Annotated in this window: 23 protein-coding genes, 1 tRNA gene and 1 pseudogene; 12 read left to right on the top strand and 13 right to left on the bottom strand. The window is 60.1% G+C overall.

Going from position 1 to position 25,271, the window contains the following annotated elements; all coding sequences use genetic code 11:
* The first annotated feature begins 175 nt into the window (after nucleotides 1-175).
* Complete coding sequence (locus FHT73_RS18295) at nucleotides 176-469, top strand: SelT/SelW/SelH family protein (protein ID WP_183713604.1); 294 nt, start codon at nucleotides 176-178, stop codon at nucleotides 467-469.
* 17 nt (nucleotides 470-486) lie between these two features.
* Here the strand turns inward: FHT73_RS18295 and FHT73_RS18300 are convergent, their stop codons facing one another.
* A complete protein-coding gene (locus tag FHT73_RS18300) occupies nucleotides 487-915 on the bottom strand; it encodes a BA14K family protein (protein ID WP_112609197.1) in 429 nt (142 codons plus the stop codon).
* Between the two features lie 189 nt (nucleotides 916-1,104).
* Between FHT73_RS18300 and FHT73_RS18305 the strand changes: the two genes are divergently transcribed.
* The 3 genes from FHT73_RS18305 (at nucleotide 1,105) to FHT73_RS29725 (ending at nucleotide 3,025) form a co-directional block, all read left to right on the top strand.
* Nucleotides 1,105-2,526, top strand: a complete 1,422-nt coding sequence (locus FHT73_RS18305; protein WP_183713683.1) for a phosphomannomutase — start codon at nucleotides 1,105-1,107, stop codon at nucleotides 2,524-2,526.
* Nucleotides 2,527-2,618: 92 nt separating this feature from the next.
* A tRNA-Leu gene (locus tag FHT73_RS18310) sits at nucleotides 2,619-2,703 on the top strand.
* Nucleotides 2,704-2,896: 193 nt separating this feature from the next.
* Complete coding sequence (locus FHT73_RS29725; protein WP_015338462.1) at nucleotides 2,897-3,025, top strand: hypothetical protein; 129 nt, start codon at nucleotides 2,897-2,899, stop codon at nucleotides 3,023-3,025.
* Nucleotides 3,026-3,081: 56 nt separating this feature from the next.
* On the opposite strand, the gene FHT73_RS18315 is transcribed toward FHT73_RS29725, so the two are convergent.
* Complete coding sequence (locus FHT73_RS18315) at nucleotides 3,082-3,348, bottom strand: DUF982 domain-containing protein (protein ID WP_183713607.1); 267 nt, start codon at nucleotides 3,346-3,348, stop codon at nucleotides 3,082-3,084.
* Between the two features lie 356 nt (nucleotides 3,349-3,704).
* Between FHT73_RS18315 and FHT73_RS18320 the strand changes: the two genes are divergently transcribed.
* Complete coding sequence (locus FHT73_RS18320; RefSeq protein ID WP_112336816.1) at nucleotides 3,705-3,887, top strand: hypothetical protein; 183 nt, start codon at nucleotides 3,705-3,707, stop codon at nucleotides 3,885-3,887.
* Between the two features lie 217 nt (nucleotides 3,888-4,104).
* Here FHT73_RS18320 and FHT73_RS18325 read toward each other — a convergent pair whose 3' ends face one another.
* From FHT73_RS18325 to FHT73_RS18335, 3 genes are all read right to left on the bottom strand, one after another.
* Complete coding sequence (locus FHT73_RS18325) at nucleotides 4,105-6,024, bottom strand: family 20 glycosylhydrolase (RefSeq protein ID WP_183713610.1); 1,920 nt, start codon at nucleotides 6,022-6,024, stop codon at nucleotides 4,105-4,107.
* 26 nt (nucleotides 6,025-6,050) lie between these two features.
* On the bottom strand, nucleotides 6,051-6,827 hold the full coding sequence (locus tag FHT73_RS18330) for an SDR family oxidoreductase (RefSeq protein WP_183713614.1): 777 nt from the start codon (nucleotides 6,825-6,827) through the stop codon (nucleotides 6,051-6,053).
* A gap of 170 nt (nucleotides 6,828-6,997) precedes the next feature.
* Nucleotides 6,998-7,861: a MurR/RpiR family transcriptional regulator gene (locus FHT73_RS18335; protein WP_015338456.1), complete on the bottom strand. Its 864-nt coding sequence runs from the start codon at nucleotides 7,859-7,861 to the stop codon at nucleotides 6,998-7,000.
* A 275-nt stretch (nucleotides 7,862-8,136) separates the two neighbouring features.
* On the opposite strand from FHT73_RS18335, the gene FHT73_RS18340 reads away from it, so the two are divergent.
* Genes FHT73_RS18340 through FHT73_RS18350 form a run of 3 tightly spaced genes read left to right on the top strand, consistent with a single transcriptional unit; the run spans nucleotide 8,137 to nucleotide 11,226 of the window.
* Entirely contained in the window at nucleotides 8,137-8,622 is a 486-nt protein-coding gene (locus FHT73_RS18340) for a hypothetical protein (protein WP_183713686.1), read from the top strand.
* An 11-nt stretch (nucleotides 8,623-8,633) separates the two neighbouring features.
* Nucleotides 8,634-10,109, top strand: a complete 1,476-nt coding sequence (locus tag FHT73_RS18345; protein WP_183713618.1) for a M81 family metallopeptidase — start codon at nucleotides 8,634-8,636, stop codon at nucleotides 10,107-10,109.
* A 1-nt stretch (nucleotide 10,110) separates the two neighbouring features.
* Entirely contained in the window at nucleotides 10,111-11,226 is a 1,116-nt protein-coding gene (locus tag FHT73_RS18350) for a D-TA family PLP-dependent enzyme (protein ID WP_183713621.1), read from the top strand.
* Nucleotides 11,227-11,419: 193 nt separating this feature from the next.
* On the opposite strand, the gene ugpC is transcribed toward FHT73_RS18350, so the two are convergent.
* From ugpC to FHT73_RS18380, 6 genes are all read right to left on the bottom strand, one after another.
* Nucleotides 11,420-12,553, bottom strand: coding sequence for a sn-glycerol-3-phosphate ABC transporter ATP-binding protein UgpC (gene ugpC / locus FHT73_RS18355; RefSeq protein WP_112399702.1), 1,134 nt, complete (start codon nucleotides 12,551-12,553; stop codon nucleotides 11,420-11,422).
* Between the two features lie 83 nt (nucleotides 12,554-12,636).
* A complete protein-coding gene (locus tag FHT73_RS18360; RefSeq protein ID WP_112336821.1) occupies nucleotides 12,637-13,866 on the bottom strand; it encodes an extracellular solute-binding protein in 1,230 nt (409 codons plus the stop codon).
* A 37-nt stretch (nucleotides 13,867-13,903) separates the two neighbouring features.
* Nucleotides 13,904-14,761 (bottom strand): carbohydrate ABC transporter permease, encoded by an 858-nt coding sequence (locus FHT73_RS18365; protein WP_041677164.1) that lies wholly within the window; start codon nucleotides 14,759-14,761, stop codon nucleotides 13,904-13,906.
* On the bottom strand, nucleotides 14,758-15,645 hold the full coding sequence (locus tag FHT73_RS18370; protein WP_015338449.1) for a sugar ABC transporter permease: 888 nt from the start codon (nucleotides 15,643-15,645) through the stop codon (nucleotides 14,758-14,760). Before FHT73_RS18370 ends, FHT73_RS18365 begins: the two co-directional genes overlap by 4 nt.
* Before the next feature lie 13 nt (nucleotides 15,646-15,658).
* Nucleotides 15,659-16,816 carry a Gfo/Idh/MocA family oxidoreductase gene (locus FHT73_RS18375; RefSeq protein ID WP_112609181.1) on the bottom strand — a complete coding sequence of 386 codons (1,158 nt, stop codon included), beginning with the start codon at nucleotides 16,814-16,816 and terminating at the stop codon, nucleotides 15,659-15,661.
* Between the two features lie 206 nt (nucleotides 16,817-17,022).
* Nucleotides 17,023-17,355 carry a hypothetical protein gene (locus FHT73_RS18380; protein WP_112609179.1) on the bottom strand — a complete coding sequence of 111 codons (333 nt, stop codon included), beginning with the start codon at nucleotides 17,353-17,355 and terminating at the stop codon, nucleotides 17,023-17,025.
* A gap of 260 nt (nucleotides 17,356-17,615) precedes the next feature.
* On the opposite strand from FHT73_RS18380, the gene FHT73_RS18385 reads away from it, so the two are divergent.
* Nucleotides 17,616-18,464, top strand: a complete 849-nt coding sequence (locus tag FHT73_RS18385; protein WP_210290398.1) for a glycosyltransferase family 25 protein — start codon at nucleotides 17,616-17,618, stop codon at nucleotides 18,462-18,464.
* Between the two features lie 87 nt (nucleotides 18,465-18,551).
* On the opposite strand, the gene FHT73_RS18390 is transcribed toward FHT73_RS18385, so the two are convergent.
* Together FHT73_RS18390 and FHT73_RS18395 are read right to left on the bottom strand one after the other, a co-directional pair.
* Nucleotides 18,552-20,534 carry a nucleoside-diphosphate sugar epimerase/dehydratase gene (locus FHT73_RS18390; RefSeq protein ID WP_112609177.1) on the bottom strand — a complete coding sequence of 661 codons (1,983 nt, stop codon included), beginning with the start codon at nucleotides 20,532-20,534 and terminating at the stop codon, nucleotides 18,552-18,554.
* Nucleotides 20,535-20,748: 214 nt separating this feature from the next.
* Nucleotides 20,749-22,425, bottom strand: coding sequence for a GumC family protein (locus tag FHT73_RS18395; protein WP_183713624.1), 1,677 nt, complete (start codon nucleotides 22,423-22,425; stop codon nucleotides 20,749-20,751).
* A 194-nt stretch (nucleotides 22,426-22,619) separates the two neighbouring features.
* Between FHT73_RS18395 and FHT73_RS18400 the strand changes: the two genes are divergently transcribed.
* The 3 genes and pseudogenes from FHT73_RS18400 to purU all read left to right on the top strand — a co-directional run.
* Nucleotides 22,620-23,699 (top strand): glycoside hydrolase family 5 protein, encoded by a 1,080-nt coding sequence (locus tag FHT73_RS18400; RefSeq protein ID WP_183713628.1) that lies wholly within the window; start codon nucleotides 22,620-22,622, stop codon nucleotides 23,697-23,699.
* Between the two features lie 89 nt (nucleotides 23,700-23,788).
* Nucleotides 23,789-25,024, top strand: coding sequence for a hypothetical protein (locus FHT73_RS18405; protein WP_112336827.1), 1,236 nt, complete (start codon nucleotides 23,789-23,791; stop codon nucleotides 25,022-25,024).
* Nucleotides 25,025-25,177: 153 nt separating this feature from the next.
* Nucleotides 25,178-25,271 (top strand): annotated as a pseudogene (purU, locus tag FHT73_RS18410) (formyltetrahydrofolate deformylase); the annotation flags it as partial.

Raw genomic sequence — 25,271 nt, forward strand, 5'->3', positions numbered from 1 at the left:
GAGAGGCAAGTGGCCAGAGCGCGTCTACATTCCACGGAAATGCCGAACGACTCCGGCCGTCTAATCCCGGCGCAATTCCTAACGGAAACCGCCTGGCACATTTCCTGGAATTGCTTTGGCTTGCAGCAGACTAAAGTTGAGCCTAAATCTCAGCAAACAACGAAGGATCAGGACGATGAGCGACAAGCCCCGCATCACCATTCTCTATTGCACCCAATGCAACTGGTTGCTGCGCTCCGGCTGGATGGCGCAGGAGCTGTTGCAGACCTTTACCGACAGTCTAGGCGAAGTGGCGCTGATCCCCGGCACCGGCGGCGTCTTCGAAATCCGCATCGACGGCGAGCTGTTATGGGAGCGCAAGCGCGACGGCGGCTTTCCCGGGCCGAAGGAGTTGAAGCAGCGGGTGCGGGATATCATCGACCCCGAGCGCGATCTCGGCCATGCCGATCGCGGATCGCTGGAAAGCTAGGCTCTGCTGCTCAGGCATCAGTCGAAGGGCGAACGGCAGGGCTTGGTTCCATTATTGATCGTCGTATAGCTGTTGGTGCCGGGATTATAGGTGCGATAGCGCTCGGCACACCAAGTCTGGTGCTGCCTCAGCTTCTGGGCCGGCGAAGGATAGAGTGCCCTTGGCGGCGGTGCAGAGGTCTCGCGCGGGAGGATATGAACGCGCGGGCTGTCATCGCGATTGAGGCCTCCGGTATAGGGCGGTGTGACGGGAAGCGGCTGGCCGGGCCGGGTGTAGAACTGCCGCTGTCCGAAACCAAAGCAGCCGCGGGAATCGCAGATGACGGTATTGGTGCGCGGCGGCGTAATCAGCTTCCGGGAATCCGAAGCGGCGCCAGCGAAATCCGCCTGCGACAGCGAGGCAAGCGCGAGGACGCAGCCAAACGCGATCCTATGAAAAACAGCCATGACATGCTCCTGTTCCGCACGCTGCTAACCTATGGCGGGCCGCCACACCTCTTATCTTAGTTGGGGTCATGACGATGGCAAAACCAGTGCCGCCGCAACCGGAACGCTTCGACCCACGATGAGTTGATCGCTGCCGCCGCTTGCGCCATAACAGCCCAACCATTGCAAGGGAGATTGCCAGTGAGCAGCTTGAAATTCGGCACCAGCGGCCTTCGCGGCCTGTCCGCAGACCTCACCGGTCGGGCATCGGCGCTCTATGCGACGGCCTTTGCCCGCCATCTGCTGAAAAACGGCCATGCCAGACCGGGCGATTTCATCCTCGTCGGCCGCGACTTCCGCGAATCGAGCCCGGCGATCTCCGCCACCTGCATCGGCGCGCTGAAGCGGGCTGGCCTGACGCCGATCGACTGCGGCACATTGCCGACGCCGGCGCTGGCGCTTTACGGCCTGCAGCTGAAGGCGGCCTCACTGATGATCACCGGCTCGCATATCCCAGCCGACCGCAATGGCATCAAATTCTACCGGCCGGACGGCGAGATCGACAAGCGCGACGAGGTGGCGATCAGCGAGGAAGCGCTTGCGATCGGCAATTCCCCACTCGACGAAACCCCCGCCGAGGCGGAAAGCCGCACGGCGGAGACTGAGGCGCTGTTCCTGGAGCGCAACAAGGGCCTGCTGCCAGCAGGCAGCCTCGCCGGCCTCACCATCGGCATCTATCAGCACAGCACGGTGGCGCGTGATCTCTTCGGTGAGGTGCTAACCCATTACGGCGCCCGCGTCGTGCCGCTCGGCCGCTCCGAGAGCTTCATTCCGGTGGATACGGAAGCGGTCTCGACCGAGACGATCCGCCTGATGAAAGCCTGGGCACCGGAACACGGGCTGGATGCCATCGTTTCCGCCGATGGCGACGGCGATCGGCCGCTGGTCGCGGACGAAACCGGCGAGCCGCTGCGCGGCGATCTGCTCGGCCTCATCGCCGCAAATTTCCTCGGTGCACAAGTGGTCGTTACGCCTGTTACCTCCAATTCGGGCATTGAGGCCGCCGGCTCCTATGCCGTCACTCGTACCCGCGTCGGTTCCCCCTATGTGATCGCCGGCATGGACGAGGCCATTGCGGCGGGCAAGGCCAATGTCATGGGCTTTGAGGCCAATGGCGGCACGCTGACAGCCAGCCGCTTCACCGTCGAGGGAAAACCCTTCGAGCCGCTGCCGACCCGCGACAGCTTCCTTCCGATTCTCGCTACGCTTTATGCCGCCGCCAAGGCAGGCAATCCGCTCTCGGCCGTCGCCGGTAGCTACCGCCTGCCCTTTGCAGCCGCCGACCGCCTGGAGAACTTCCCCGTGGAAACCAGCGCAGCGCTGATGGCCTATCTGCGCGCCTCCGATGCCAATCTTGCGGATTTCCTGGAGCCCATCGCGGCGGTCGCCTCGAAAAGCGACATCGACGGCCTGCGGGTGACACTTGTGGATAACCGAATCATCCATTTCCGCCCCTCCGGCAATGCGCCTGAAATGCGCTGCTATGTGGAAGCATCGAGGGAAAGCGAGGCAAAGGCCCTGCTGGAACAGGGACTTGGCCTGATCAGCGCATGGGCCGCAGCCCGGGCTTGACCCGGGCTTCACCCGCTTTTTTCGCGATTGACACTAAAACTTCAAAAACCCTGTTGACACCGGACGGCCACCCCCTTACATGCGTGTCCGTCGCCCAGATGGCGGAATTGGTAGACGCGCAGGTTTCAGGTACCTGTGCCGCGAGGCGTGGAGGTTCGAGTCCTCTTCTGGGCACCATTTCCTTTCTTGAGAAACGTAGATTTCTCAAAGATTTCAAAACATAACAGATGCTTTCGATACGCATTCCGGTTCGCCGGAAGCGCGTTCGGCTGGTTTTGAAACATGGCGGCAGCCTCTCCGAAGCCATCTTTAAATCATTGACTACCGAGGAAGAGAGCGACCTAATGGGGCAAACCCTGAGGGATGTTCGATGGACCACAAGAGCGACTGGTACGATCTGATCGTCGGCAACGGCAACGTCAATGAAGGGCTCGGGAGGATAATAGGTTTCATCCTCGCCGTGATCGTGATTCTCAGCCTGATCTTTTGGATGATCTGAGCGCTCCCGCTTTGGGTGGCCTGGCCGCGTCGTCGCGCCCTCTGGTACATATCGATCTAATGAAGGCTTCCAAGATCCGGCCTGACGCTAAGCCCCGCCTCCTGCGCCGCCTCCAGAAAAGCCTTCCGCGATTCCTCGGCGGAGGCCATTCCAAGTACGGCATCGAGGCATACGAGCACAGCCTCATCCACAACAGGTCCGCTGACAACAGGCCATTCCTCACTCATGCAGTTCGCTGCATCGAGCGCGCTGGTTATGATCGCATAATGCCCGGCGCCGCCGAGATCGACTATGACGGGATTGTTCCAATCGCCATATTCCATCGTCACGCCTCCTAAATGTTGAGCGCGACCAATGCTGCAATCAGAAGCGATCCAGTACCGTCCCATGCGGCCGCTGTCCTAGAATAATGCATGAAATCAACTCCTCGCTGACGCCATGAGGCGATAACGGCAGCGGCGGCGAGATGTTCCCGGCCGCGGATCTGCCGCCAGTTTTTCTTGAGCCTCATCGGATCCGGCGCGCTCACCGAAAGCTTCTTGCCATGCATTGGCGCCGATCACTCCTCCTGCGCTTCGCGCTGTGCGCAAACCTCCATCCCATTACGGCGCTAGCTTCCCCGCTTCCAACTGGTTAACTTTTGAAGCAGGGAGGTGAGACGAATAAGGGGAACAACAAAATGGACCACGTCTACAATCTGCTCTGGCTTGCTTTCAGCGTCGCTCTTCTCTTCGCCGCATTGAACCGGCGGCTGGCCGGAGATTTCGTCACCATGTGGTATCTGCTCGTCATCACAGCTGTGACCGTGATGGCCTGGGCAGGCTTCTTCCCGACCGATATGGCGAACCTGCGGGCCGGCTAATCTGCGGGCCGCAATCCCATGCCACCCCCTCGCAGCCACCACCTCAATGCGTCGCAGACGCGAAAAAACCGCCGAAAATCTCTTTCGGCGGCTTGGAGCGTGATCGCAGGACGGAGCCGCGCGTCGCGATCTTTCAGATTCGTTTCCCGCGCTTTAGGTCTTTCATTTTGCGCATGTCGTTGTCGCAAAGCCGCTGCACACTTTTGCGCGACATGCCTTAAAGCTTCGGGCTCAGCGGCACGATGGCGGCAAAGCGTAGCCAGTCCTTCTGCGCCTTGGGCGTCCAGGCTGCCTCGGCGATGGCCGGCAGGCGCGGGAAGACGAGGCGGTTGAAATAGTCGCGGGAGATGAAATTCTCCTGCCAGATGCAGGCCTGCACGCCCTTCATCAGGTGCTTCAGCTCATCCGGGAAATCGCCCTCGGCCTCGTAGGCATAGGTATGTGCCGGCGGCACCGTGCCCGCCCAACTCGCGCCCGGCTCCTGCCAGGCATCGGCCTGCACCATGTCGAGATAATAGGCCTGGCCCGGGGTCATCACGACTTCATAGCCTTCGCGCGCCAGATCGATGCCGACCTCCGGCTTTTCCCAGGCCATGAGCAAAGTGCCTTCCGGATCGACGCCGCCGCCATGGGCGACCTCGTTCCAGCCGGCAAGCTTGCGCCCGCGCTCGGTAAGCATGGCCTTGATGCGCTTTAGGAAATAGGACTGCAGCGCGAACGTCCCCGATATGCCCTCCTGCTCCATGAGCTTGCGTGCAAGCGGTGAAGCAAGCCAGGAACCATTGGCGACTTCGTCGCCGCCGATATGGATATATTCGGACGGAAAGAGCTCGACCATTTCGTCGAAGACCTTGGCGAGAAACTCGTAGGTCAGCTCGATGGCGGGGTTCAGCGCATTGTTCGGGAAGCCTTGAACGGAATGATAGCTGTCAGGAGCCTCCTGCCCGTCCGTCAGGTCAGGCAGGGCGACGAGGGTGGCGGTGCTGTGGCCGGGAATGTCGATTTCCGGGATCACCTCGATGCCGAGCGCCGTGGCGTGGGCGACGATCTCGCGAACATCATCCTGCGAATAGAAGCCACCGACCGGCTCGGCAGCATTGCCAAGCTGCGGCAGCAGCGGCTCGTCCGGCCCGCGCAGCACGCCCGTGGTGGTCAACTGCGGATAGGCGCGGACCTCCAGCCGCCAGGCCTCGTCATCGGTCAGATGCCAGTGGAAGATATTGAGCTTCAGCCAGGCGAGAATGTCGAGCAAGCGCAGGACGTCGTCCTTTGGCGTAAACTGCCGGGAGACGTCGAGATGGCAGCCGCGCCAGCCATAGCGCGGCCGGTCGGCGATCGAGCCCGCGACCGGAAAGCGAAACTTGCCGGGCTCGCGCCGTGCGCCATCGAGAAGCTGTGCCAGCGTCGTCAGACCGTAGAGGCGGCCTGCCTCGGCAGAGAAGGAAAGTACCACTTCATCCCCGGAGAAGGAAAGCTCATAGGCTTCCCGGGCCAGTGCCGGCCGTTCGACAAACCGCAGCGCCCTGCCCTGTGGCGCCGCAATAAGGCTGAAGGGGATGTGATTGGACGGAAAGAGGCGGCGGAAGAGCGCCTGCGCCGCAGCCAGCGCCTTGATGCTCGCGGCATCAGAACCCTCGGCCGGGTAGAGCGCAACCGGAAAATCTTCGCCCGGCTTGACGTCGATCTCTGCCGGCCACGGCTGGATCGCGTAGGGAAGCTCAAGCCTGCCTTCCGGCAGCAGCACCGGCGGCGGCTCGCTGACGCGATCGGCGAGCAACAGATCCGAAGTGAAGATGGTGACATGAGTGCCGTCTTCGAGCGTTACATAGGCGGATTTGGCGCCGTCGGTGCAATGGCGCGCTATGCGGTGAAGTGCCGAGACGGTGAACGTCCAGCTTCCTCCGGGTGCGATGGAGAGGCCGGCCGGCGGCGCAAACTCATGAAAATTGGCATTGCGGCGGACGAAGACGGCGTTGTCGCAGGCTTGGGGATCAACGAGGCGCGTCAGGGTCGTATAGGCGAGACGGAAATTCTCAAGAGGCGCATCCGAGAAATTGAAGAGGGTCAGTGTCAATCGACCATGCTTCCCGCCTTCGGGCGACCAGGTGTTTTCGAGATGATAGGAGGACGGCTGCATAATGTTCCCCTTTTTACCAGCGTGCGTCAGTAATGTTCGGACTGAGAGAAGGTGTGGGCGAGCTCCGCCTGCCCCGCCGTCAGGCCGCAATCAACAGGCAGGCACACGCCCGTGATCGCCGCGGCGAGCGGGCTTGCGAGGAACGAGACGGCGTTGGCGACATCGACGGGATCGACGACGCGCTGCAGCGCATACCAGCGCTTCGCCTCTTCAAAGACATTGGGATTGGCTGCGGCGCGGACTTCCCAGGCCTGTGTACGAACGGTGCCGGGCGCGACCGCATTCGAGCGGATGCCGAACTTGCCGTATTCGACGGCAACCAGCCGGGTGAAATGCAGGAGCCCGGCCTTGGCGGCGCTATAGGCCGGATGGCCGAAGACGGCCATGCCGTTGACGGAGGCGATATTGATGACCGACCCCTTCGACGCCTTCAGCATGTCCTCGACGGCGCGGAAGCAGAGGAAAGCCGCCTCTAGATTAAGGGCATTGTCGGCGCGCCATATGGCAGGCGTCGTATCATGAAGACTGACGGCGCGAGCAGCACCGGCATTGTTGACCAGCGTCCTCAATCCACCCAATCCCGATGCCGCCTTGGCCATGGCGGCAACATCGCCGTCGCTGGTGATATCCGCCTTGAATGGCATGAAACGTTCCGCAGGGCCGAGAGCCTGCGCCGCCGTCTGCACTGCCGCCTCGTCGATATCAACGAGCAGGATGAAGTCATGGTCATCTGCCAGGCGTTTTGCGATGGCACGGCCGATATCGCCGGCCGCCCCTGTGACGATGGCAACGGATCTGCTCATATGGTTTCCTCTAGTTCGTTCCCGAGCGGAGGTTGCCGCTCATTGTTGTTTGCCGGTAGCTCCAGTCTAAAGCGCGTCGCGATCTTTCAGATTCGCTTCCCGCGCTTTAGGTCTTTGATTTTGCGCATGTCGTTGTCGCAAAATCGCTGCACACTTTTGCGCGACATGCTCTAGTCCCCCAGCAGCTGGCGATCGTCGCCATCGCGGTGAGCGACGAGCTGCTGCTTGATGCGACGCAGCGTCACCGTAGCCTGCGGCTGGATGCGATAGGCGACCAGACTGGCGAGAATGTCCACTACGGCGAGATAGGCGATGCGGGTCGATGTCGGCCGATAGATATTGTCACCTTCCGGAAGATCGACGGGCAATGTGATTTCCGCGGCCTGGGCGACCGGGCTATTGCTCTGCGTCAGCGCTATGGTCGGAATCTTGGCTTCGCGCGCCAGCGTGAAGGCGCGCACCAGCTCGGCGTTACGGCCTGAGAAGGACGAGCCGATCAACACGTCCGTCGGCTTGGCGGCCGCCGCCATCATCAGCTGCATACTGTGATCGGAGCTCGCGGTAATACGAAGGCCGAGCCGAAACAGGCGGTTCTGCAGCTCGGTCGCGATCATCGAGGAATTGCCGCCGGAACCGAAGGCATAGATCATCTCGGCGCCGGCAAGCCGGTTTGCCGCCCGTTCGATCGCCGCAACGTCCAGACCGCGATGCAGCAGGAAGAGTGCGTTCTGCGCCTTGGTAATAATGTCCTGTGCGACGTCGGCCGGGGCAATGCTCTTTGGCTCCGGCTTCAGATAACGCATGCCCACATAGGCGGTGCGCGCGAGCTGCACCTTGAAATCGGAAAAGCTCTCGCAGCCCAGACGACGGCAGAAGCGCGTCACCGTCGGCGGCGAGACATCCGCCTTGCCCGCCAGCTCGATGATGGAAGCATTGACGGCGAATTCGAAATCATTGAGGACGATATCGGCGATGCGGATTTCCGATTGCGAAAGCCGGCCCCTCTCGTCCTGCATGGTCGTGAAGATATCCATCAGCCTCCCCTTTGTCGCTGGTTCACCCACGTTTGACACGTAGTCGGCGACACGATCCATCTCAATCTTCCCGATCCCGCCGGCGCCTGTGGACTGGCGCGGGCACAGATGCGGCTTGTCAATCGTTCCCATTTCGTCGGAACCGTGACATGTGATGGCCAGCATGCGGTTCCTGCAAATTATTTTCTTGATACGTTGACAAATGACCATAGAAAGCAGAATTTGACCAGTGAAAATCGCAAATTATGAAAAGAATTTAAATGACGGCGGATACTATGCGTGATCCTTTCAAGAATCCCTTCCCTGCCAGCGATACCGCCAGGCATTCGATCTGGGAGATGCTCGTTCCGCGTGACATCGATGCTTTTCTTACCGCCGACTGGTCGAAGGTCGCGGGTGATTTCGTCGAGGAAGGCTTCATCGGCATCGACGGAAAGCGCGAGGTCAGCCCTGATAAATGGCGTCTCGCCTTCCCAACGCTGTCGGCTTATCGTGACGAGTGGCTGCGCCAGGCGCGCGACTTCGCCACGCAATCCTTCGCGGAAGATCCGCGCACGGCCATTTTCACCACCACGACGCTCGAAGACATCGAAATCGAAGGCGATATGGCGCTGGTGCGCAAGAAGTTCGACGGCAGCCTGAAGAAGTCGGACGGCGGCATCGACGTTCTGAGGTGGCAGACACTTTATTATTGCCGCCTGCATGAGGGACACTGGAAGATCTGCGGCTTTACCGGTTACCTGCCGAATCCCATGGAATAGAGGCGACAGCGTTGCGCATTTTCACCGCGGCCCTTGCGACCGAGACGAATACCTTCTCCCCCATCTGCGTTGATCGGCGCGCTTTCGAAGCCTCTCTCTATGCGCCGCCCGGCATGCATCCGGAAACGCCGACGCTGTGTACGGCGCCGATCACCGTCGGTCGTCGCATTGCGGCGGAAAAGAGCTGGGAGGTGATCGAGGGCACCGCCACCTGGGCCGACCCTGCCGGGCTTGTCAATCGCCGTACCTATGAGGAACTGCGCGACGAAATTCTCGAGCAATTGCGCGCGGCGATGCCTGTCGATGCCGTCGTTCTCGGGCTGCATGGCGCCATGGTTGCGGACGGTTATGAGGATACGGAGGGTGATTTCCTGTCGCGCGTGCGCGAGATCGTCGGGCCTGATATCCTGGTGTGCGCCGAGCTCGATCCCCACAGCCATCTGACGGCGAAGCGTCGCGCAGCCGCTGATTTCTTCGTCTATTTCAAGGAATTCCCGCATACTGATTTCGTCGATCGCGCCGAGGACCTCTGGCGGATCGCCATCGATACGCTGGAAGGCCGGGTCAAGCCAGTCATGTCCGTCTTCGACTGCCGCATGATCGATGTGTTTCCGACCTCGCGCGACCCCATGCGCTCCTTCGTCGACAAGATCATGACGATGGAAAAGAGCGATGCGGACATTCTGTCCATCTCCGTCATTCACGGCTTCATGGCGGGCGACGTGCCCGAAATGGGCACAAAGCTGCTCGTCGTCACCGATAATAAGCCGGATAAAGGCTCTGCAATCGCCCGCGATCTTGGCCTGGAACTCTTTTCGAAGCGCGGCACCTTCATCATGCCGCAGATCGATGAGAAACAGGCGGTGAGCGAGGCGATGGCCGCTGCCTCAGGGCCCGTCGTCATCGCCGATCTCTGGGATAATCCCGGCGGCGGCACGGCAGGTGATGCTACGGTCATCCTGCAGGAACTGCTCGACTGCGGCGCCACCGATACGGCGATCGGCACGATCTGGGACCCAATGGCCGTTCAGATCTGCATGGCGGCCGGCGAAGGTGCGGAAATTCCATTGCGCTTCGGTGCGAAATCCGCGCCGGGCACGGGTAATCCGATCGACGGTCTCGTCAAGATCGTTCGTATCGTCCCGAATGCCGAAATGCGTTTCGGCGAGAGCTTCGCTCCTTTTGGCGATGCCGCGCACATTCAGCTCGACGGTATCGACATCATCCTGAACTCGACGCGCGCGCAGAGCTTCGATCCGAGCCTGTTTTCCGTCATGGGCATCGATCCCGGAACGAAGAAGATCCTGGTCATCAAATCGACCAATCACTTCTACGCATCCTTCTCCAAGATCGCATCGCAGATCCTTTACTGCTCCGCGGGAACGCCTTATCCCAACAATCCGGCGCGCACGCCCTACCGCCGCGCGCGAAAGGATATCTGGCCGATGGTGGCGGACCCCTTTGCAGAAGAACGGAAAGACGCCTGACATGGCTTCCAGTATCGCTCACGACATCGCCTTGGAAATCAGCCCCAAGCCAGGCGACCGGATCGAAGAACTCTCGACGCCTCGCCCAATCATCGACGAAGACCGGTTGGCAGCGAACATTGCCCGCGTGCAGTCCTATATGGATGCGCATGGACTGAATTTCCGCCCGCATATCAAGACGCACAAGATCCCTGCACTGGCGCATGCCCAGGTCGCCGCCGGCGCAAAGGGCATCAACTGCCAGAAGATCACCGAGGCGGAAGTCTTCGCCAAGGCAGGTTTCGAGGATATTCTGATCACCTTCAATATTCTCGGGGCGGAAAAGCTGACACGGCTTTCGGCTTTGAACGACCGCATTGCCGGCCTCAAGGTCGTGGCGGATAGCATGGTGACGGTTGACGGACTCTCCGACTGGTTCGCCGTCCGCAAGCCGCTGACCGTGCTGGTGGAATGCGATACCGGCGGCGCGCGCTGCGGTGTGCAATCGCCCGCGCAGGCAGCCGCTCTCGGCAAGCATATAGCCGGCAAGCCCGGTCTCGTCTTCGGCGGCTTGATGAACTATCCGAAGCCGAACGACGCCGCCGCGACACAGGCTTTCCTCGTTGAAGCGGTAGCGCTGCTGAAGAATGATGGCATCGAATGCCCGATCGTCAGCAATGGCGGCACGCCGAGCCTTTTCGAGGCGCATCTCGTCACGGCCGCCACCGAGCACCGCGCCGGGACCTATATCTATAATGACCGCTCCATGGTGCGTGCGGGCCATTGCCGGGAAGAGGATTGCGCCATGCACATTCTCGCCACCGTCGTTTCGCGCCCGACCGAAGACCGTGCCGTCATAGATGCCGGCTCCAAGGCTCTGACCTCAGACCTTCTTGGTTTTGCCGATTATGGCCAGGTGGTCGGCTATCCCGAAGCCGTCATCAAGGGGCTATCGGAGGAACATGGCGTCATCGACCTATCGAACTGCATCGGCCCTCGTCCTGAGATCGGCGACAAGATCCGCATTATCCCGAACCATACCTGCGTCGTTTCCAATCTCTTCGACCAGATGGTGTTCCATCGCGATGGCGTGGTGACGCGCGTCGAAGAGGTGGCCGCTCGCGGTTTGGTCTGGTAAGGCGATCTGCCACTGGCGGGTCGCATCGGGGCCACCCTCGTCCTTCGACGGGCCCAGGATGAGGGTGGAGCAAGCTATGCGACCGGGCCACGAGGCTAGCCCTCATGGTGAGGTGCGCAGGCTCCTGAGCTTGTCGAGGGGGCCGGAGCCTCGAACCAAGAGGGCGGATGGCTGCTTCTTGGGCCACCTCCCGTCAGGAGGCGGCCCGGTTCAGCAGGTCCATGTCGATTTCGGCCAGTTCCACCCGCCGCTCGAAGGCCTGGCCATTCTCGTCAAACAGATGGCAATCGCCGAGGCGGATGCCGGTCTTGAGCGGGGCGTCCATGCGGATAGCCGCACTGCCCTCGAGCGTCGCACAGAAATTCTCATCGATGCCATCAGCTGTGGCATAGGCGACCGTTTGAGCGCCGAGCCGCTCCACGACCGTCGGCACGATTGTCAACGTCAGATCGCCGTCCCCGAGCTGGACATGCTCCGGGCGGACGCCGAGTGTCAGCGGCTTGCCGGCAAAGCCGGGACGCGGCGTCACCGGCAGCAGGGCCTTCTGTCCCTTGTAGTCCACCTCCACACCCGCATCGCTGACGCCAGTGCAAGTGACAGGCAGGAAGTTCATCTTCGGATTGCCGATGAAGCGGGCAACGAAGGTATTGGCCGGCTTATGATAGAGCTCCAGCGGCGCACCGACCTGCGATATCTCCCCGGCGTTCAAGACGACGATCCGGTCGGCCATGGTCATGGCCTCGACCTGATCATGCGTCACATAGATCATGGTTGCCTGCAGCTGGCGGTGCAGCTTCGCGAGCTCGATGCGCATATCGGCACGCAGCGCAGCATCGAGGTTCGATAGCGGCTCGTCAAAAAGGAAGATCTTCGGCTCGCGCACGATGGCGCGGCCGATGGCGACACGCTGGCGCTGGCCGCCGGACAACTGGCCCGGCTTTTCCTGCAGGCGTTTATCGAGGTGCAGGATGCGGGCAGCATTCTCGACCTTGGCCTTGAGTTTGTCCTCCGCCATCTTCTCCACCCGCAGCGGGAAGGCGATGTTCTCGAACACCGACATGTGCGGATAGAGAGCATAGGACTGGAAGACCATGGCGATGCCGCGCTTGACGGGCGGCAGATCGTTGACGCGGGCACCATCGATCTTGATGTCGCCGCTGGTCACATCGTCGAGACCGGCGATCATGCGCAGCAAGGTCGACTTGCCGCAGCCGGAGGGGCCGACGAAAACGATGAATTCACCGTCATTGACGTCGAGCTCCACGCCCTTGATGACCTCGAAATGACCGTAAGATTTTTTGACCTGATTAAGGTGCAGCTTTCCCAAACTCTGTCTCCGCGCGGCGCCGCCAGGGGCGGGCAGGGCTCCAAAGGCCGCGCGCGATGCGCGCGGCCCGGTTACTTGCAGACTTATTTATACTGCTCGAGATCGGCCGCGGCCTTCTTCAGCGCATCCGCCGGCTGGGCCTGGCCGGTCACGACTGACTGGACCATGGCGATCATGGCGTTCTGGAAGCCCTTATAGTCCTTGAACAACGGCTCCGGACCACCATAGGCGATGCCGTCGATAAACGGCTTCCAGGAAGGGTCCTTCTTGACGAACTCGTCAACCATCGGAGACGGGCGTAGCGGCGTGAGGCCGGCACCGCCCTGGAGTTCGTATTCGCCCTGCGGGCCGGGAGAGGTGATGAATTTGGCAAATTCGATCGCCTTGTCCTCAACGCCAGACCCCTTGAAGACGGCAAGGCTGTCGGTGATGAGCAGCGTGCCCGGACCCTTGGCCGACGGGCCGAGCGGCAGCGGTGCCACACCCCAGTTGATCTTCGTTTCCTTGAGGCGGTAGGCAGCGCCGGAACCAGCCTGGAGCATGCCGACCTTGCCATCGAGGAAGATAGCGCGCATTTCGTTCTGCTCGTAGGCCGTCGGTCCTTCGACCGAATAAGGTGTGATGTCCTTGTAGGCCTGGAGAGCTGCCAGAACTTCGGGACTGTCGAGGGTGATCTTGTCGCCGTCGATCACCTTGCCATTGTTGGTGTAAACCCAATGCAGGAACTGGTGCATGGTGTTGTCGAAGGTTTTGGCCGAGAGGCCGTATCCGGGAATGCCGGTCTTTTCCTTGATCGCCTTGGCGTCGGCGATTTCCTCGGCCCATGTGGTCGGCGGCTTCTCGGGGTCAAGGCCGGCCTTCTTGAAGAGGTCCTTGTTCCAATAGAGCGCCTTGGTCGAGAAGGCGATCGGCGTGCCCCACTGCTGTCCATCGATGGTGACCGTATTCACGATCCCCGGATAATAGGCCTTCTTCTCGTCGTCCGTCATCGGGATCGGAACGATCAGATCGTTGTCAGCGAACTGCTTGAGCGTGCGGGAACCGACATAGGCCATGGCGACCGGCGTGCCGGCTGCAGCCAGTGTTGTCGCCTTATCCTGGCACAATTCCCAGCCGACGAGCTCTGGCTTGACGGCCCAGCCCGGATTCTTGTCTTCCCACTGCTTGATATACTTCACATGGATCGGATCGATGCTGTCGCCGCAATAGATCCAGCTGATTTCCTTGTCGGCCGCCTGGGCGTTCACGGCGCCAAGCGCGGTGGAGCCGAGCAAAGCAAGGGCGAGAAGCCCTGTCTTGAAATGGAATGTCACGTTTAAGCTCCCGTTCTCTCTGGTGGTTGATTTGATTTTATTGCTTCACCGCGCCGGCGGTCAGACCGCTGACGAGATACCGTTGCAGGAAGAAGATCACGACCAGAGCCGGCGCGATGCCGACGAAACTTGCGGCCATGAGTTCATTCCAGACGACCTCCTGCCGGCCGAAATAGGCAAAGAGCCCAACCGGCAGCGGCATGTATTCCGTCTTCGAATTGAAGGTAAGAGCATAGATGAACTGCTGCGCGTAGGCCTCGATAAACGAGGAAATCGCAACGACGACGATGCCGGGCATGGCGATCGGCAAGATGACGCGACGCAGCGTATAGAGCTGGCTTGCGCCATCCACATAGGCCGCCTCATCCAGCTCGCGCGGAATGCGGCGGATATAGGTGTGCAGCAGCCAGATTCCCGTGGGAATGATGAAGGCCACACCCGGCACGATCATGGCGAAATAGGTGTTCAGCACACCGAAGGAACGCATGAGCCGGAACAGCGGGATGAGCAGCACGGCGCCGGAAAACATCTTGACCGCAAGGAACGCGCCCAGCAGCAGGCCGGATCCCTTGAATTCAAAACGGGCGAAGGCGTAGGCGGCCGGCACGACGAGGATCAGCACGATGATGGTGATCGATCCGGAAACCAGAAACGAGTTGAAGATATACCAGCCGAAACCCGGCACGCTCGTCCACATCGTGCGATAGGCCGTAAAAGAGCCGTTCTCGGGGATGAAGCGGTAAGGCGACGAAAAGAGCTGGCTAAGCGGCTTCAGCGACACCAGGAACCCTTCGATGAAGGGCGCCAGCACGAAAGCCAGAAAGAGCAGGATTCCGGCATAGATGCCGATAAGCTCATACCACTTGTAGCGATGGATCATCGAAGGGTGGCTCATCGCTGCTTGGCTCCCGTGGAAAAGCGGCTGGTCAGGCGGAAATAGGCAAGGCAGAAGAGCGACAGGAAGATGCAGATCAGCACCGCACGCGCAGCGCCCTCGCCATATTTGTAGGAGCCGATCGCCGTTCGATACGTGTCGATGATCATCGTCGTCGTCTCGCCGTTCGGACCGCCGCGGGTCAGGATCCAGATGATGTCGAAGGAATTGAAGGTCGAGATCAGCGAGAGCATCGACATGGTGACCAGAGACGGCACCAGCAGCGGCAGCGTGATGCGGCGGAAGCGATAGAAGCGGCCGGCGCCATCAGTCCAGGCCGCCTCATAGAGATCGTGCGGAATCGCTTGCATGGCCGCCAGCATGTAAAGAGTAACCATGGGCACACCGATCCAGACGTCAGTGACAATCGTCGCCCAGAAGGCCGTACTGCCATAGGCCAGGAACGCGACGGGGCTGTCAACGATGCCGAAGCGCTGCAGCAGGCCGGAAATCATGCCGAACTGGCCATTATACATCCAGCCCCACATGAAGATGCCGATCGCCATAGGCACGATCCAGGGCGGCATGGTCAGCACGCGGAAGAGCGCGCGGCCCGGAACGGCCGAGTTCAGGAGCGCGGCCCCTAAAGTGCCGATGATCATCTTGATCGACACGGAGAAGAAGGTCCAGATGAAGGTGCGGACGATGACGCCTGCGAAAGTGTCGTTGAAGATCTTCGCGTAGTTCTCGAACCCAACCCAATTCGTCACCTTCTTCAACGACGCATCGGTGAAGGACAGGATTATCGTGTCGACCAGCGGATAGGCGACGATGACGGTGACATAGAGGAGAGCCGGAAAAAGCAGGAGCCAGGCGAAGATGACCGTGCTGCGTTGAACACCCATCCCGCGCCCCTCCCTAGGCGGCTCTTGAATGAAGCGCTTCGTCGAACTCGTCCCAGATCGGTCGGAGATCGACGACAGCTCTCTTCATGCGCGCCTCGTCCATCGATAGCGCGAGAATGCCTGCCTCCAGCGCATTCTGGGTCGACACAGGCAGGTGCAGGCCCGTCTTGACGTGCGCGATGATATCGGCGGCCATCTGCTCGTCGGCGCCATAATGCTGCGAAAGCGTGGTGGCCGCGTAAGTGTTTTCGATCACCTTTTTGCCGGTCAGCATCTCGTGGACATTGAAGTAACCGCGGATGAAATCACCTTCGGCCATGCCGCGCGAGCCCATGATGGCAAAACGGCGGAACTGGTCCGGCACGTTCAGATTAGTGTGGAAGTTCATGCCGACGCCATTGGCATATTCGACGATCGCCACCTGATAATCGATGATATCGCCGTCGCTGTCGAAGACCTTGTCCGATCCCATCCAGCCGCTCGGCTTGCGATGGAAGAGCTCAAGATCGTTGATACCTTCCCGTGCCGGATCGTTTTCCGGAATGAAACTCTTGCGGCCGCCGAAGCTTGCGACCCGCTCCGGCCGCGCACCGACCACACCATTGTAGAGATCGAGGTCGTGGCAGCATTTTTCCAGCATGAAGCTGCCGGAATAATGTTCGTAGCGGCGCCAGTCACGCATGAAAAAGGCGCCATGATAGGGCTCGATGTGCTCCGCCGCCTCGATCGAAACCACATGGCCGAGCTTTCCTTCGGCCTGAGCGGCCAGGAGATCGCGGTACATCGGCGAATAACGCAGCACCAGGCCCACGTTCAAGCGCTCATGGCCGAATTTCGCCATCAGGCGGGCGAGCTCGATGCTGTCCTTGATCGTCGTGACGATCGGCTTTTCGCAGAAGATCTTGAGGCCGGCTTCGAGGCCGACGCGAATGTGATCGAGATGCATGTGGTTCGGAGAGCCGATCATCAGGAGATCGATCTTCTCGTTGGCAATCAGCTCCTGGGGCGTCGCATAGGCCTTCCCCGCCGATATGCCCCGTTCGGTCAAACCGAGCAGGCCCGCCGGCGCCGGATCGACATAGCCGGCAATCTCGAAGCTCTCATCGATCGCCTTGAAGACATAGCCCAGGTAGCCCAGGCGGAATCCCAGCCCAATGATTCCAACGCGCATGCTTTTGAGTTCCCATTACGTAATTTATTTTCGTAAGCTTGGGACAAATTTTCGCATTCGTCAACGACGTTCGCGCATTTTACGAGAAACATGAAATTTATTTTCAGAAAATGACAAAACTTGCGCGACATTGACGCGCAAGCCACGCTCGCTTTGATTGCGATGGCGCTCAACGCTGCTGCTTAAATCGGCAAAGTGCCTGCGACCTATCTGTCCGGGCCGTTATACTGCCAATATTGGTAGTTCGGTTTTCTGGTGCTGCTGGAAATGACGCCATTCTGATCACAAACGTAACCGAGGCGCGGCAGGCCACGATAGAATGGTCCTTCGTGAAAATAATCCGCGTAGACAGTGGCAGTATGACATTGAAACTTCTCGTCATCAGCCATTTTGGGCGCAGTAACTCCGGGAAGGTCCTTGTAAGGATAGACGGGAGCGACATATGGCTTGGGCAGGAGCGGATTGTCGGCAAGGGCGACCGCCGGCATCAAGGCTGCAAAGGACAGGACAGCAATGGCGATTTTCGATTTGACCCACATGAACTGCTACGCTCCTTTGCAGATGCGAGCGCAACGATCATACGCCGCATACAATAGATATAGTGGGGCCGCAGTCATGCGCCAACGGGTTCTAGGACCAAAATCGCGCATAAGCGGCGGCTTCCCTCCAGCCGCGGCCGGCCATTCACGCTACGTTACACCAAAAAAAATGCTTTTATCTGCAAATACAACACAGACGTGCGGCAGCCGTTTGCGACAAGTCATAAGCATGTTATATAGTACGGAAATTGTCATCTCAGTTGCAGTCGCCGCGATTTCTGTTTGCAGGAGTAACAGTCATTCTCGAACAGACTAATCGTGTTCCTCCCTTCCCTGATCCCGGGACTGCTGACGATATCGCTCAGCAGGTTTCCATCTATGTCATCAACCTCGATCGCTCGCGTGATCGGTGGGAGCGGCTCTGCAAGCAGGCTGTCGAACTCGATCTGCATATTACCCGCATTCCCGCTGTCGACGGCCGCGTCATCGCTGACGCGGATCGCGTCGATTTCCACCCACCTTCATTCATGTATCATAACGGCCGTAAGCTCCTGCCGGGAGAATACGGATGCTATCGCAGCCATCTCATCGCCCTCGAGCAATTTGTCGCCAGCGGCGACAGGATGGCGATCATCATCGAAGATGATGTCGAGCTCAACGAGAGGCTGATACCGCGCGCGATCGCGGCGATGGACGGCGCTAAAGGCGCCCGTCTCGTCAAACTCGTTAACCATCGTCTCGTCGGCTTCAAACCGATCCACGGAACCAGTGAAAATGACGTTGTCGGCCGCTGCATGCATGGTCCGCAGGGCTCAGCTGCCTGTTACATCGTCAACCGCAAGGCTGCCAAGAAGCTGCTGACGACGCTGAAGCCCATGCTTCTTCCCTATGACGTCGCCCTGGAACGCGGTTGGTCCACCGGCGTCGAGACATTCACGACCTTTGAAAATCTTGTCGACTTCAGCCCCCATCGCGCCGATACCACGATCGGCAAGCGCGTACATTACCGCGCCGTAAAGCGGCACCCCCTGTTGCGGCTGACGGCACATTGGTTCCGCACCTGCGATCAGGTGCGCCGCTGGTACTACGCCATCGCGACGAAGCGGTAGCAGCGGCGCCAAGCCGGACCGGAAAATCGCTGCGCACTTTTCCTGGAATTGCTCCAGGAGGCGCCGGTATCGTGACAGGGCACGCGTCTATAGCTGCGCGACGTTATCAAGGTTCGGTTGGTCGACCGTCAGATCCGTCTCGCGCTCACGATAGACCAGATCGACCACTTCGCTGCTTGGCGTATAGCCGGAAACGAGATTTTGCAGCAGAGTTCTGGCCAGAGGAATGTCGTTTTCATCCAGCGCCGCCTCAAGTGCGGCAAGCCGCTTCGACAGCTCCGGCCATGGGAGAAAGTCTTCCTTGGCCTGCATGATGCGCGGATGACTGGTCGGCTGCGGGTTGTCGCCGATCAATAGCTCTTCATAGAGCTTCTCGCCCGGCCGCAGGCCGGTGATTTCGAGCTCGATATCGCCGTCAGGCTCGTCTTGATCCCGCACGGTCAGACCGGACAGTTCCACCATGCGGCGTGCGAGATCGGCAATGCGCACCGGTTCGCCCATGTCGAGCAGGAATACGTCGCCGCCGCCCGACATCGCGCCCGCCTGGATCACAAGCTGCGACGCCTCGGGAATTGTCATGAAATAACGGGTGATATCGGGATGCGTGAGCGTGATCGGCCCGCCGTCGCGGATTTGCTGACGAAAGAGGGGCACGACCGAACCGGAGGAGCCTAGCACGTTGCCGAAGCGCACCATGGCGAAATTGGTACTGTCGGTGCCGGGTTTGCGATCGGCGTCCATAGCCTGCAGCACCATTTCCGCCAGCCGCTTGCTCGCACCCATGATGTTGGTCGGGCGCACTGCCTTGTCGGTGCTGATGAGGACGAAATTTTCGACACCATGATCGCGCGCAGCCTCGGCCGCTATCTGCGTTCCCTGCACATTGTTACGGATGCCTTCGGCGGGATTGTATTCGACGAGCGGCACATGCTTGTAGGCGGCGGCATGATAGACGGTCTTCGGCCGCCAGGCCTGCATGATCTGCCTCATCCGCTGGCCATCCCGCACGGACGCCAGGAAGGGAATGATCCGTATATCGGCATAACCGGCGGAAGCGGCCGTCTTCTCCAGTTCGCCATGGATGGCATAAAGGGCGAACTCGCTCTGCTCGATCAGCAGCAGGGCGGACGGGCCGTTCTTCAGGATCTGGCGGCAGAGTTCGCTGCCGATCGAGCCGCCGGCGCCGGTGACCATGACGACCTTGCCGCGAATGTTCTTCTCGATCAGGCCGCGGTCGGGAGCGATCACGTTGCGGCCGAGCAGGTCTTCGATGTCAAGCTCACGCAGATCCGAAACCGCGACGCGGCCCTGCGCAAGCGCCGTCAGATCGGGCATGGTCCGCACGGTGACGCGGGCCTTGCGCATGTCTTCGAGGATTTCGTTGCGCCGCTGCCGCGTGGCGTTCGGCAGGGCGAGCAATACGCCCTTGATCTCGCCCGAGACAACGAGCGCCGGCAGATCGGCAGGATCGTAGATCGGCAGGCCGCCCATGATGCTGCCGTGCAGATTGCGATCGTCGTCGAGATAACCGACAACGTTCAGTTCGGCGCTGTTGGCAAGGGCGCCTGTAAGCTGGCGCCCGGAAGCACCCGCGCCGTAGACCAGCACCTTGCCAAGCTGATTGCGGTTGAGAAGGCGCTGATAGGCGTTACCGAGCCAGTAGCGCGTCCACATGCGCGACAGGCCGATCGCGATCAGCAATAGCAGCGGCTGCAAGATACCGACCGTGCGCGGCACGCCCGGCACGCTGATCGCGGTGAAAACCGTCATGAAGGCGAGCGCATAGATCGCCACCGCCTTGACGACCGTCACGAACGCCGAAAGACCGGCATAGCGGAAGATCGCACGATAAAGGCCGAGAACGATGAAGATCGGAATGGCGAGCAGAAGGGAGACGATGGCCGGCAGCCACTCGACGCCTTCGAGAATGACCCAATCGTCGAGGCGGAGACAGTAAGCAAACCAGACCGTCAGCACGCATAGGCTGGCATCGACCAGCAGCGCAAGCGCGCGCTTGGTAGAGCGCGGCAAAGCCAGAAACGGCAGAACGAGTTTATCCGCGGGCACCATCGGTCAGTTTTCCCTGGCGCCAGTCATCGGAGCAGCGCACCGCTTTTCTCGCATAGATTGTCTCACAAATTATCATACAACGCGTAATGAGCAGATCGCGCTTCCATTAGCAAGATCCGATCATCTGCAGCGCCGATTTACATTTAGAACAGTCGGCGCGCAATTGCATCCTCAATGCTGAAAAAGCCGCCGAAACGAAAAGATGGAACGGCGGTCACTTGCCGAAATAGCTGCGGATAATCGGATGCCGAAACAGACCGATGAGAATGGCAAACGCCATGCCGAGACCGGCACCGAAGATCGCTCCGGCGATAAGACCGGCCACCATCATCACCTTGCGGCTCGGCCCATCGGCCTTCAGTGGCGCTTCCGCCTCGGAGATGACGCGGATATTGCTCTGCGACAGATCGTGAGCATCGCTCGCCTGTCCGGACCGTTTCAGAAGCGATTCATAAAGATCGCGCGCCGCGGTCGCCTTGCGCTGCAGCTCGTTCAGGCTGACGAGCTTGCCCGAGGTGTTGACCTGCGAGGCCTTCTGCACGGCAAGTTCCTTGGCGATATCCTGCTCGGCCTTCTGCGCCTGCTCGTAATCGGCGCGGGCCGATGTCATCTGCCGTTGCAGCTCCGCCCGGATTTCCGCGGCGAGGCTTTCCAGCGAGGACTTCGCGGCGAGCAGGCGCGGGTGGCGGGCGCCGAGCAGGCTTTGCAGGCTTCCGACATTGGCTGCCATCGTCGCATATTGCTGCCGCAGACTGCTCAATGCGGTCGACGTCACCCCCGACGAAGGATTGTTGGAGACGACTTCCTCGAAACTGAGCTTTCCGGCTGCATCGGCTCGGGCTTTCGCCTCGATCGTCTTCTGCTGGCTGGTGATAAGCAGGTCGTTCAGCGCGGTCAGGCGCTTGTCGGAAATCAGATTGCCCTCGACGGCCACCATATCGTTGTCGGCGCGGTAGGTCTCGACAGCCTTTTCGGCTGAGAGCACCTGCTGGCGCAAATCCTCAAGGCGGCTGTCCAACGCCGTATTGCTGCTCTTGAAGCTATTCGACGCCGCCTTGCTCTCTTCCTCCAGAAAGGAGGTGACGAGCTGATTGGCGATCCCAGCCGATTTCTGCGGATCGCCCGTCGTCACTTTCGCAGTCACGACATAGGTGCTGGATTCGCGGGCGATCTGAACGGCTTTCGCCAGGGCGGCCGTGGCCACATATTTTGCCGCCTCGCCGGTGGCGCCGCCATTGAATTTCGGGTCCTGATCGAGCCTCAATGCATCCACAACGCGCCCGAGCACCTTGCCCGAAGACAGGATCTGCGTCTGGCTTTCGATCATCGTGGTGATCAACTCAGGCGGCGTCGGCGCCTGCTGGGCGGAATCGGAGCCGCCGACCGGGCGGGGGTCGAAATAGAGGCTGGTCTCGGCGGTGAACTTCTGCGGAATAAGGGGAATGACAGCGCCGCCCAGTACCGCGCCGGCGCCTGCCAGGGCAAGAACCACAAGCTTCTTTGCCCAGATCGAAGCGATGGCCGATCGGAGATCGAGCAACGGCAACTTCACCGCCGGTACCGATGCCGTCGAAACAGCGGCAGACACCGGCGAAGCAGCAACCTGTTCGACGGTCGGGGTCGCCGCAGCAACAACCGGCTCGGCAATGGGGCCTGGTACCACCGGCTCCTCTGCATCGGATCGCTTCGGTGGGCTTTGCAGAGCGCCGGCGTCCACGATAGGCGCTTTGGGCTCTTCGGAATGTGCTACGGGCTCGGCTGCGACAACGAAATCCCGAGGGCGCAAGACAGGACTGCGCGGGCGCACACCATCGCGCCGTCCATCAGACGGCTCGGTGTCGCGCCAACCCGCAAGTCGGTCCGATCGCTGGCTTCGTTCCATTGAGCTCATTACAGACTTTCAGTGCTTCGCAGGCGGATTCCACGCAGCAGACGCCTGAAGTTTAGAAAGGTTTGGCTAACGGAACATTAAGGACGCTTCCAGGAAATCGCGCCGCGGGCGTCAACGCAACCCATCCTTTCATCATTGCTCAACACCATGCTTCCTATGAAGAGCCATAGCCGCACGGAAGACAGGGACATGCCATGACCGCATCGATGAAGAAGTCTCTACGACGCCTGCTAGCGGCGGCCGTCATGCTTGCTTTCACGACGGACGCTGGAGGTGCATTCGCGGCCACGCAACTGTGTTATCGCGGCGTCAATCTCTCCGGAGCGGAATATGGCGAACGCGGTGGGGTCATCAATGTCAATTACACCTATCCGTCCGAACAGACCGTGCGCTACTTTGCCGAAAAGGGCATGAACACGATCCGCCTGCCCTTTCGCTGGGAACGGCTGCAGCCGGTGCTCGGGGCCTCGTTTGACGGTGACGAGCTGAAGCGCCTGAAGGATGCCGTCGACCTCATCCAGAAGCACGGAATGGCAGTCGTTCTCGACCCGCATAATTATGCCTATTACGACAAGACGCAGCTCAAGCAGCCTCCCGCGACGGATCTCGCATTCGGTGATTTCTGGGCGCGGCTCGCGGTCGAGTTCTCCAACCGCAAGGGCGTCGCTTTCGGCCTGATGAACGAACCGCACGACCTTAAGGCGCCCGATTGGCTCGAACTTGCCAATACCGCGATCCGCAGCATCCGTACCGTCGGCGCTCGCAATCTCGTTCTCGTGCCGGGCACGAACTGGACGGGCGCACACAGCTGGTCCGCCGATGTGCTTGGCGGTGGCGCAAATGGAACGGTCATGCTCGGCGTCAAGGATCCGCTCGATTTCTACGCCTTTGAATTTCACCAATATCTGGATTCCGACAGTTCCGGCACGCACCCGGTCTGCGATGGCACCGACAATGCCGTGAAGGGCATGAATGACGTCACCGACTGGCTGCGCAAGAACGGCAAACGCGGATTTCTGGGCGAATTCGGCGTCGCCGCCAATGATGGTTGCCTCGATGGCCTGGGGCAGATGCTCCACGTCATGGACGCCAACAGCGACGTCTGGCTCGGCTGGACCTATTGGGCTGCCGGTGATTGGTGGCCGCCTGAGGAACCACTCAACGTCCAGCCGCGCAATGGTCGCGACAAGCCGCAGATGAAGGTTCTTGCCGAGGACCTGAGCCGAAAGTCGCCCCTGGCGGCCTCATGCGCGCTGGTCAGGCCGGCGAAATGACCGCTGACGGGCAACCCGGCCCTTTGTCGCGAATCATCGGGCTGATATGTTGCCGCGGCCAGTGAAGACGCCACGACCTCGGATATCTCATGCAACGTTCAGGCGAAAAGCAGCCGATCAATTTCGTCATTCTCACGATTTCGCTGCTGGCGGTCTGCTATAACTGCATCCTGGCCTTCATCAATCACAATATCACGCCGTTGACGCCGAGCGCGGTCGTCTTGTCCGAAATATTGCTGCAGGTCGCCGCTTTCACCTATCTGCTGACGAAGGGCATATATGAGGAGGACATAGCGCCGCTCCTTTACCTGCTGCTGACGATCGTGCTGACGATCTTCGTCATCGCCATCAACAAGCAGGCCTATATCGATCATCTCCGCAATGTGATGATCATCTTCGCCTTTTCGATCATGGGGCGGCTGGCCAACGAGCGCACCGTCAAGCTCGCATTCAAGATTTCATGCTTCATCGTGCTTGCCGTGCTTGTCCTGGAAATCGTTTCGGTCAAGGAATATGTCGCGCTGTTCCATCCGGCCGAATATTTCCAGAATACGCGCGGCGTGCCGCCGGCGACCTATAGCGATATCGGCCTGTTTCGCGGCGCGCTCGGCTTCGAGGGCCGGTTCTCCTTCGGCCTGATCGACCACCGATCGTCCTCCATCTTCCTGGAGCAGGTCTCGCTTGCCAATTTCTGCGGCGTGATGGTGCTGTATCTGATCAGCTTTTCCAATCGCCTGGGATTATTCGACCGTCTGCTATTCTTCTCGACGGTCGTGCTGATCCTACTGACGAATGACACGCGCACGATGCTGATATTCAGCCTCGTCTGCGTTGCCGGCTATTTCATCTATCCATGGCTCCCGAAGACACTCGACCTACTGACGATGCCCGGGATCATCGTAGTCGGCTTCGTCATTCACGCGCTCGAGCCGAGCGTGACGGGCGATAATTTCGTCGGGCGCATCAATGGCACGGTGAAAGCGTTCCTCGGCATGGATCTGCAGAGCACGATCGGCCTGCAGCTCGATCAGGTCGGCATCTTCTTCGACAGCGGATATGTCTACATCATCTATGGCGCCACCATCTTCGGCCTGATCCTGTTCTGGCTCTACGCCTCGCTCTATCCGGGCGGTGAAACGGTCAACCAGCGACGCCTTGGCCATGCGCTTTCCCTTTTCCTCTTCCTCAATCTGATGATCGGCTCGACGGCGATCTTCTCCATGAAGACGGCCGGGCTCGTCTGGCTTCTTGTGGGATTCCTAAAATTCAACGAGGGAAGTCTGGCGAAACGGCCACAAGAGCTTTCGCTGGCAACCAGCGGCTGAGGCGGGGATACGCCGTTCGAAGACGCAACGGGAACGGCTTTTTGCCCGTCATCCTGCCTAAATATCCGTCGAAACATGACTGGGGGGAGGTATTTCCCAGACCTCCGATTTCATCTAAGCAGGCGGACATCCTCGGGATAGAAGAGAAGAGACATGACGAGCTATGTATTGACAGTTGCGTGCAAATCGACGCGCGGGATCGTTGCGGCGATCTCGAACTATCTGGCCGGGCAGGGCTGCAACATCG

The organism is Rhizobium sp. BK098, assembly GCF_014193155.1.
GTDB lineage: Bacteria > Pseudomonadota > Alphaproteobacteria > Rhizobiales > Rhizobiaceae > Rhizobium.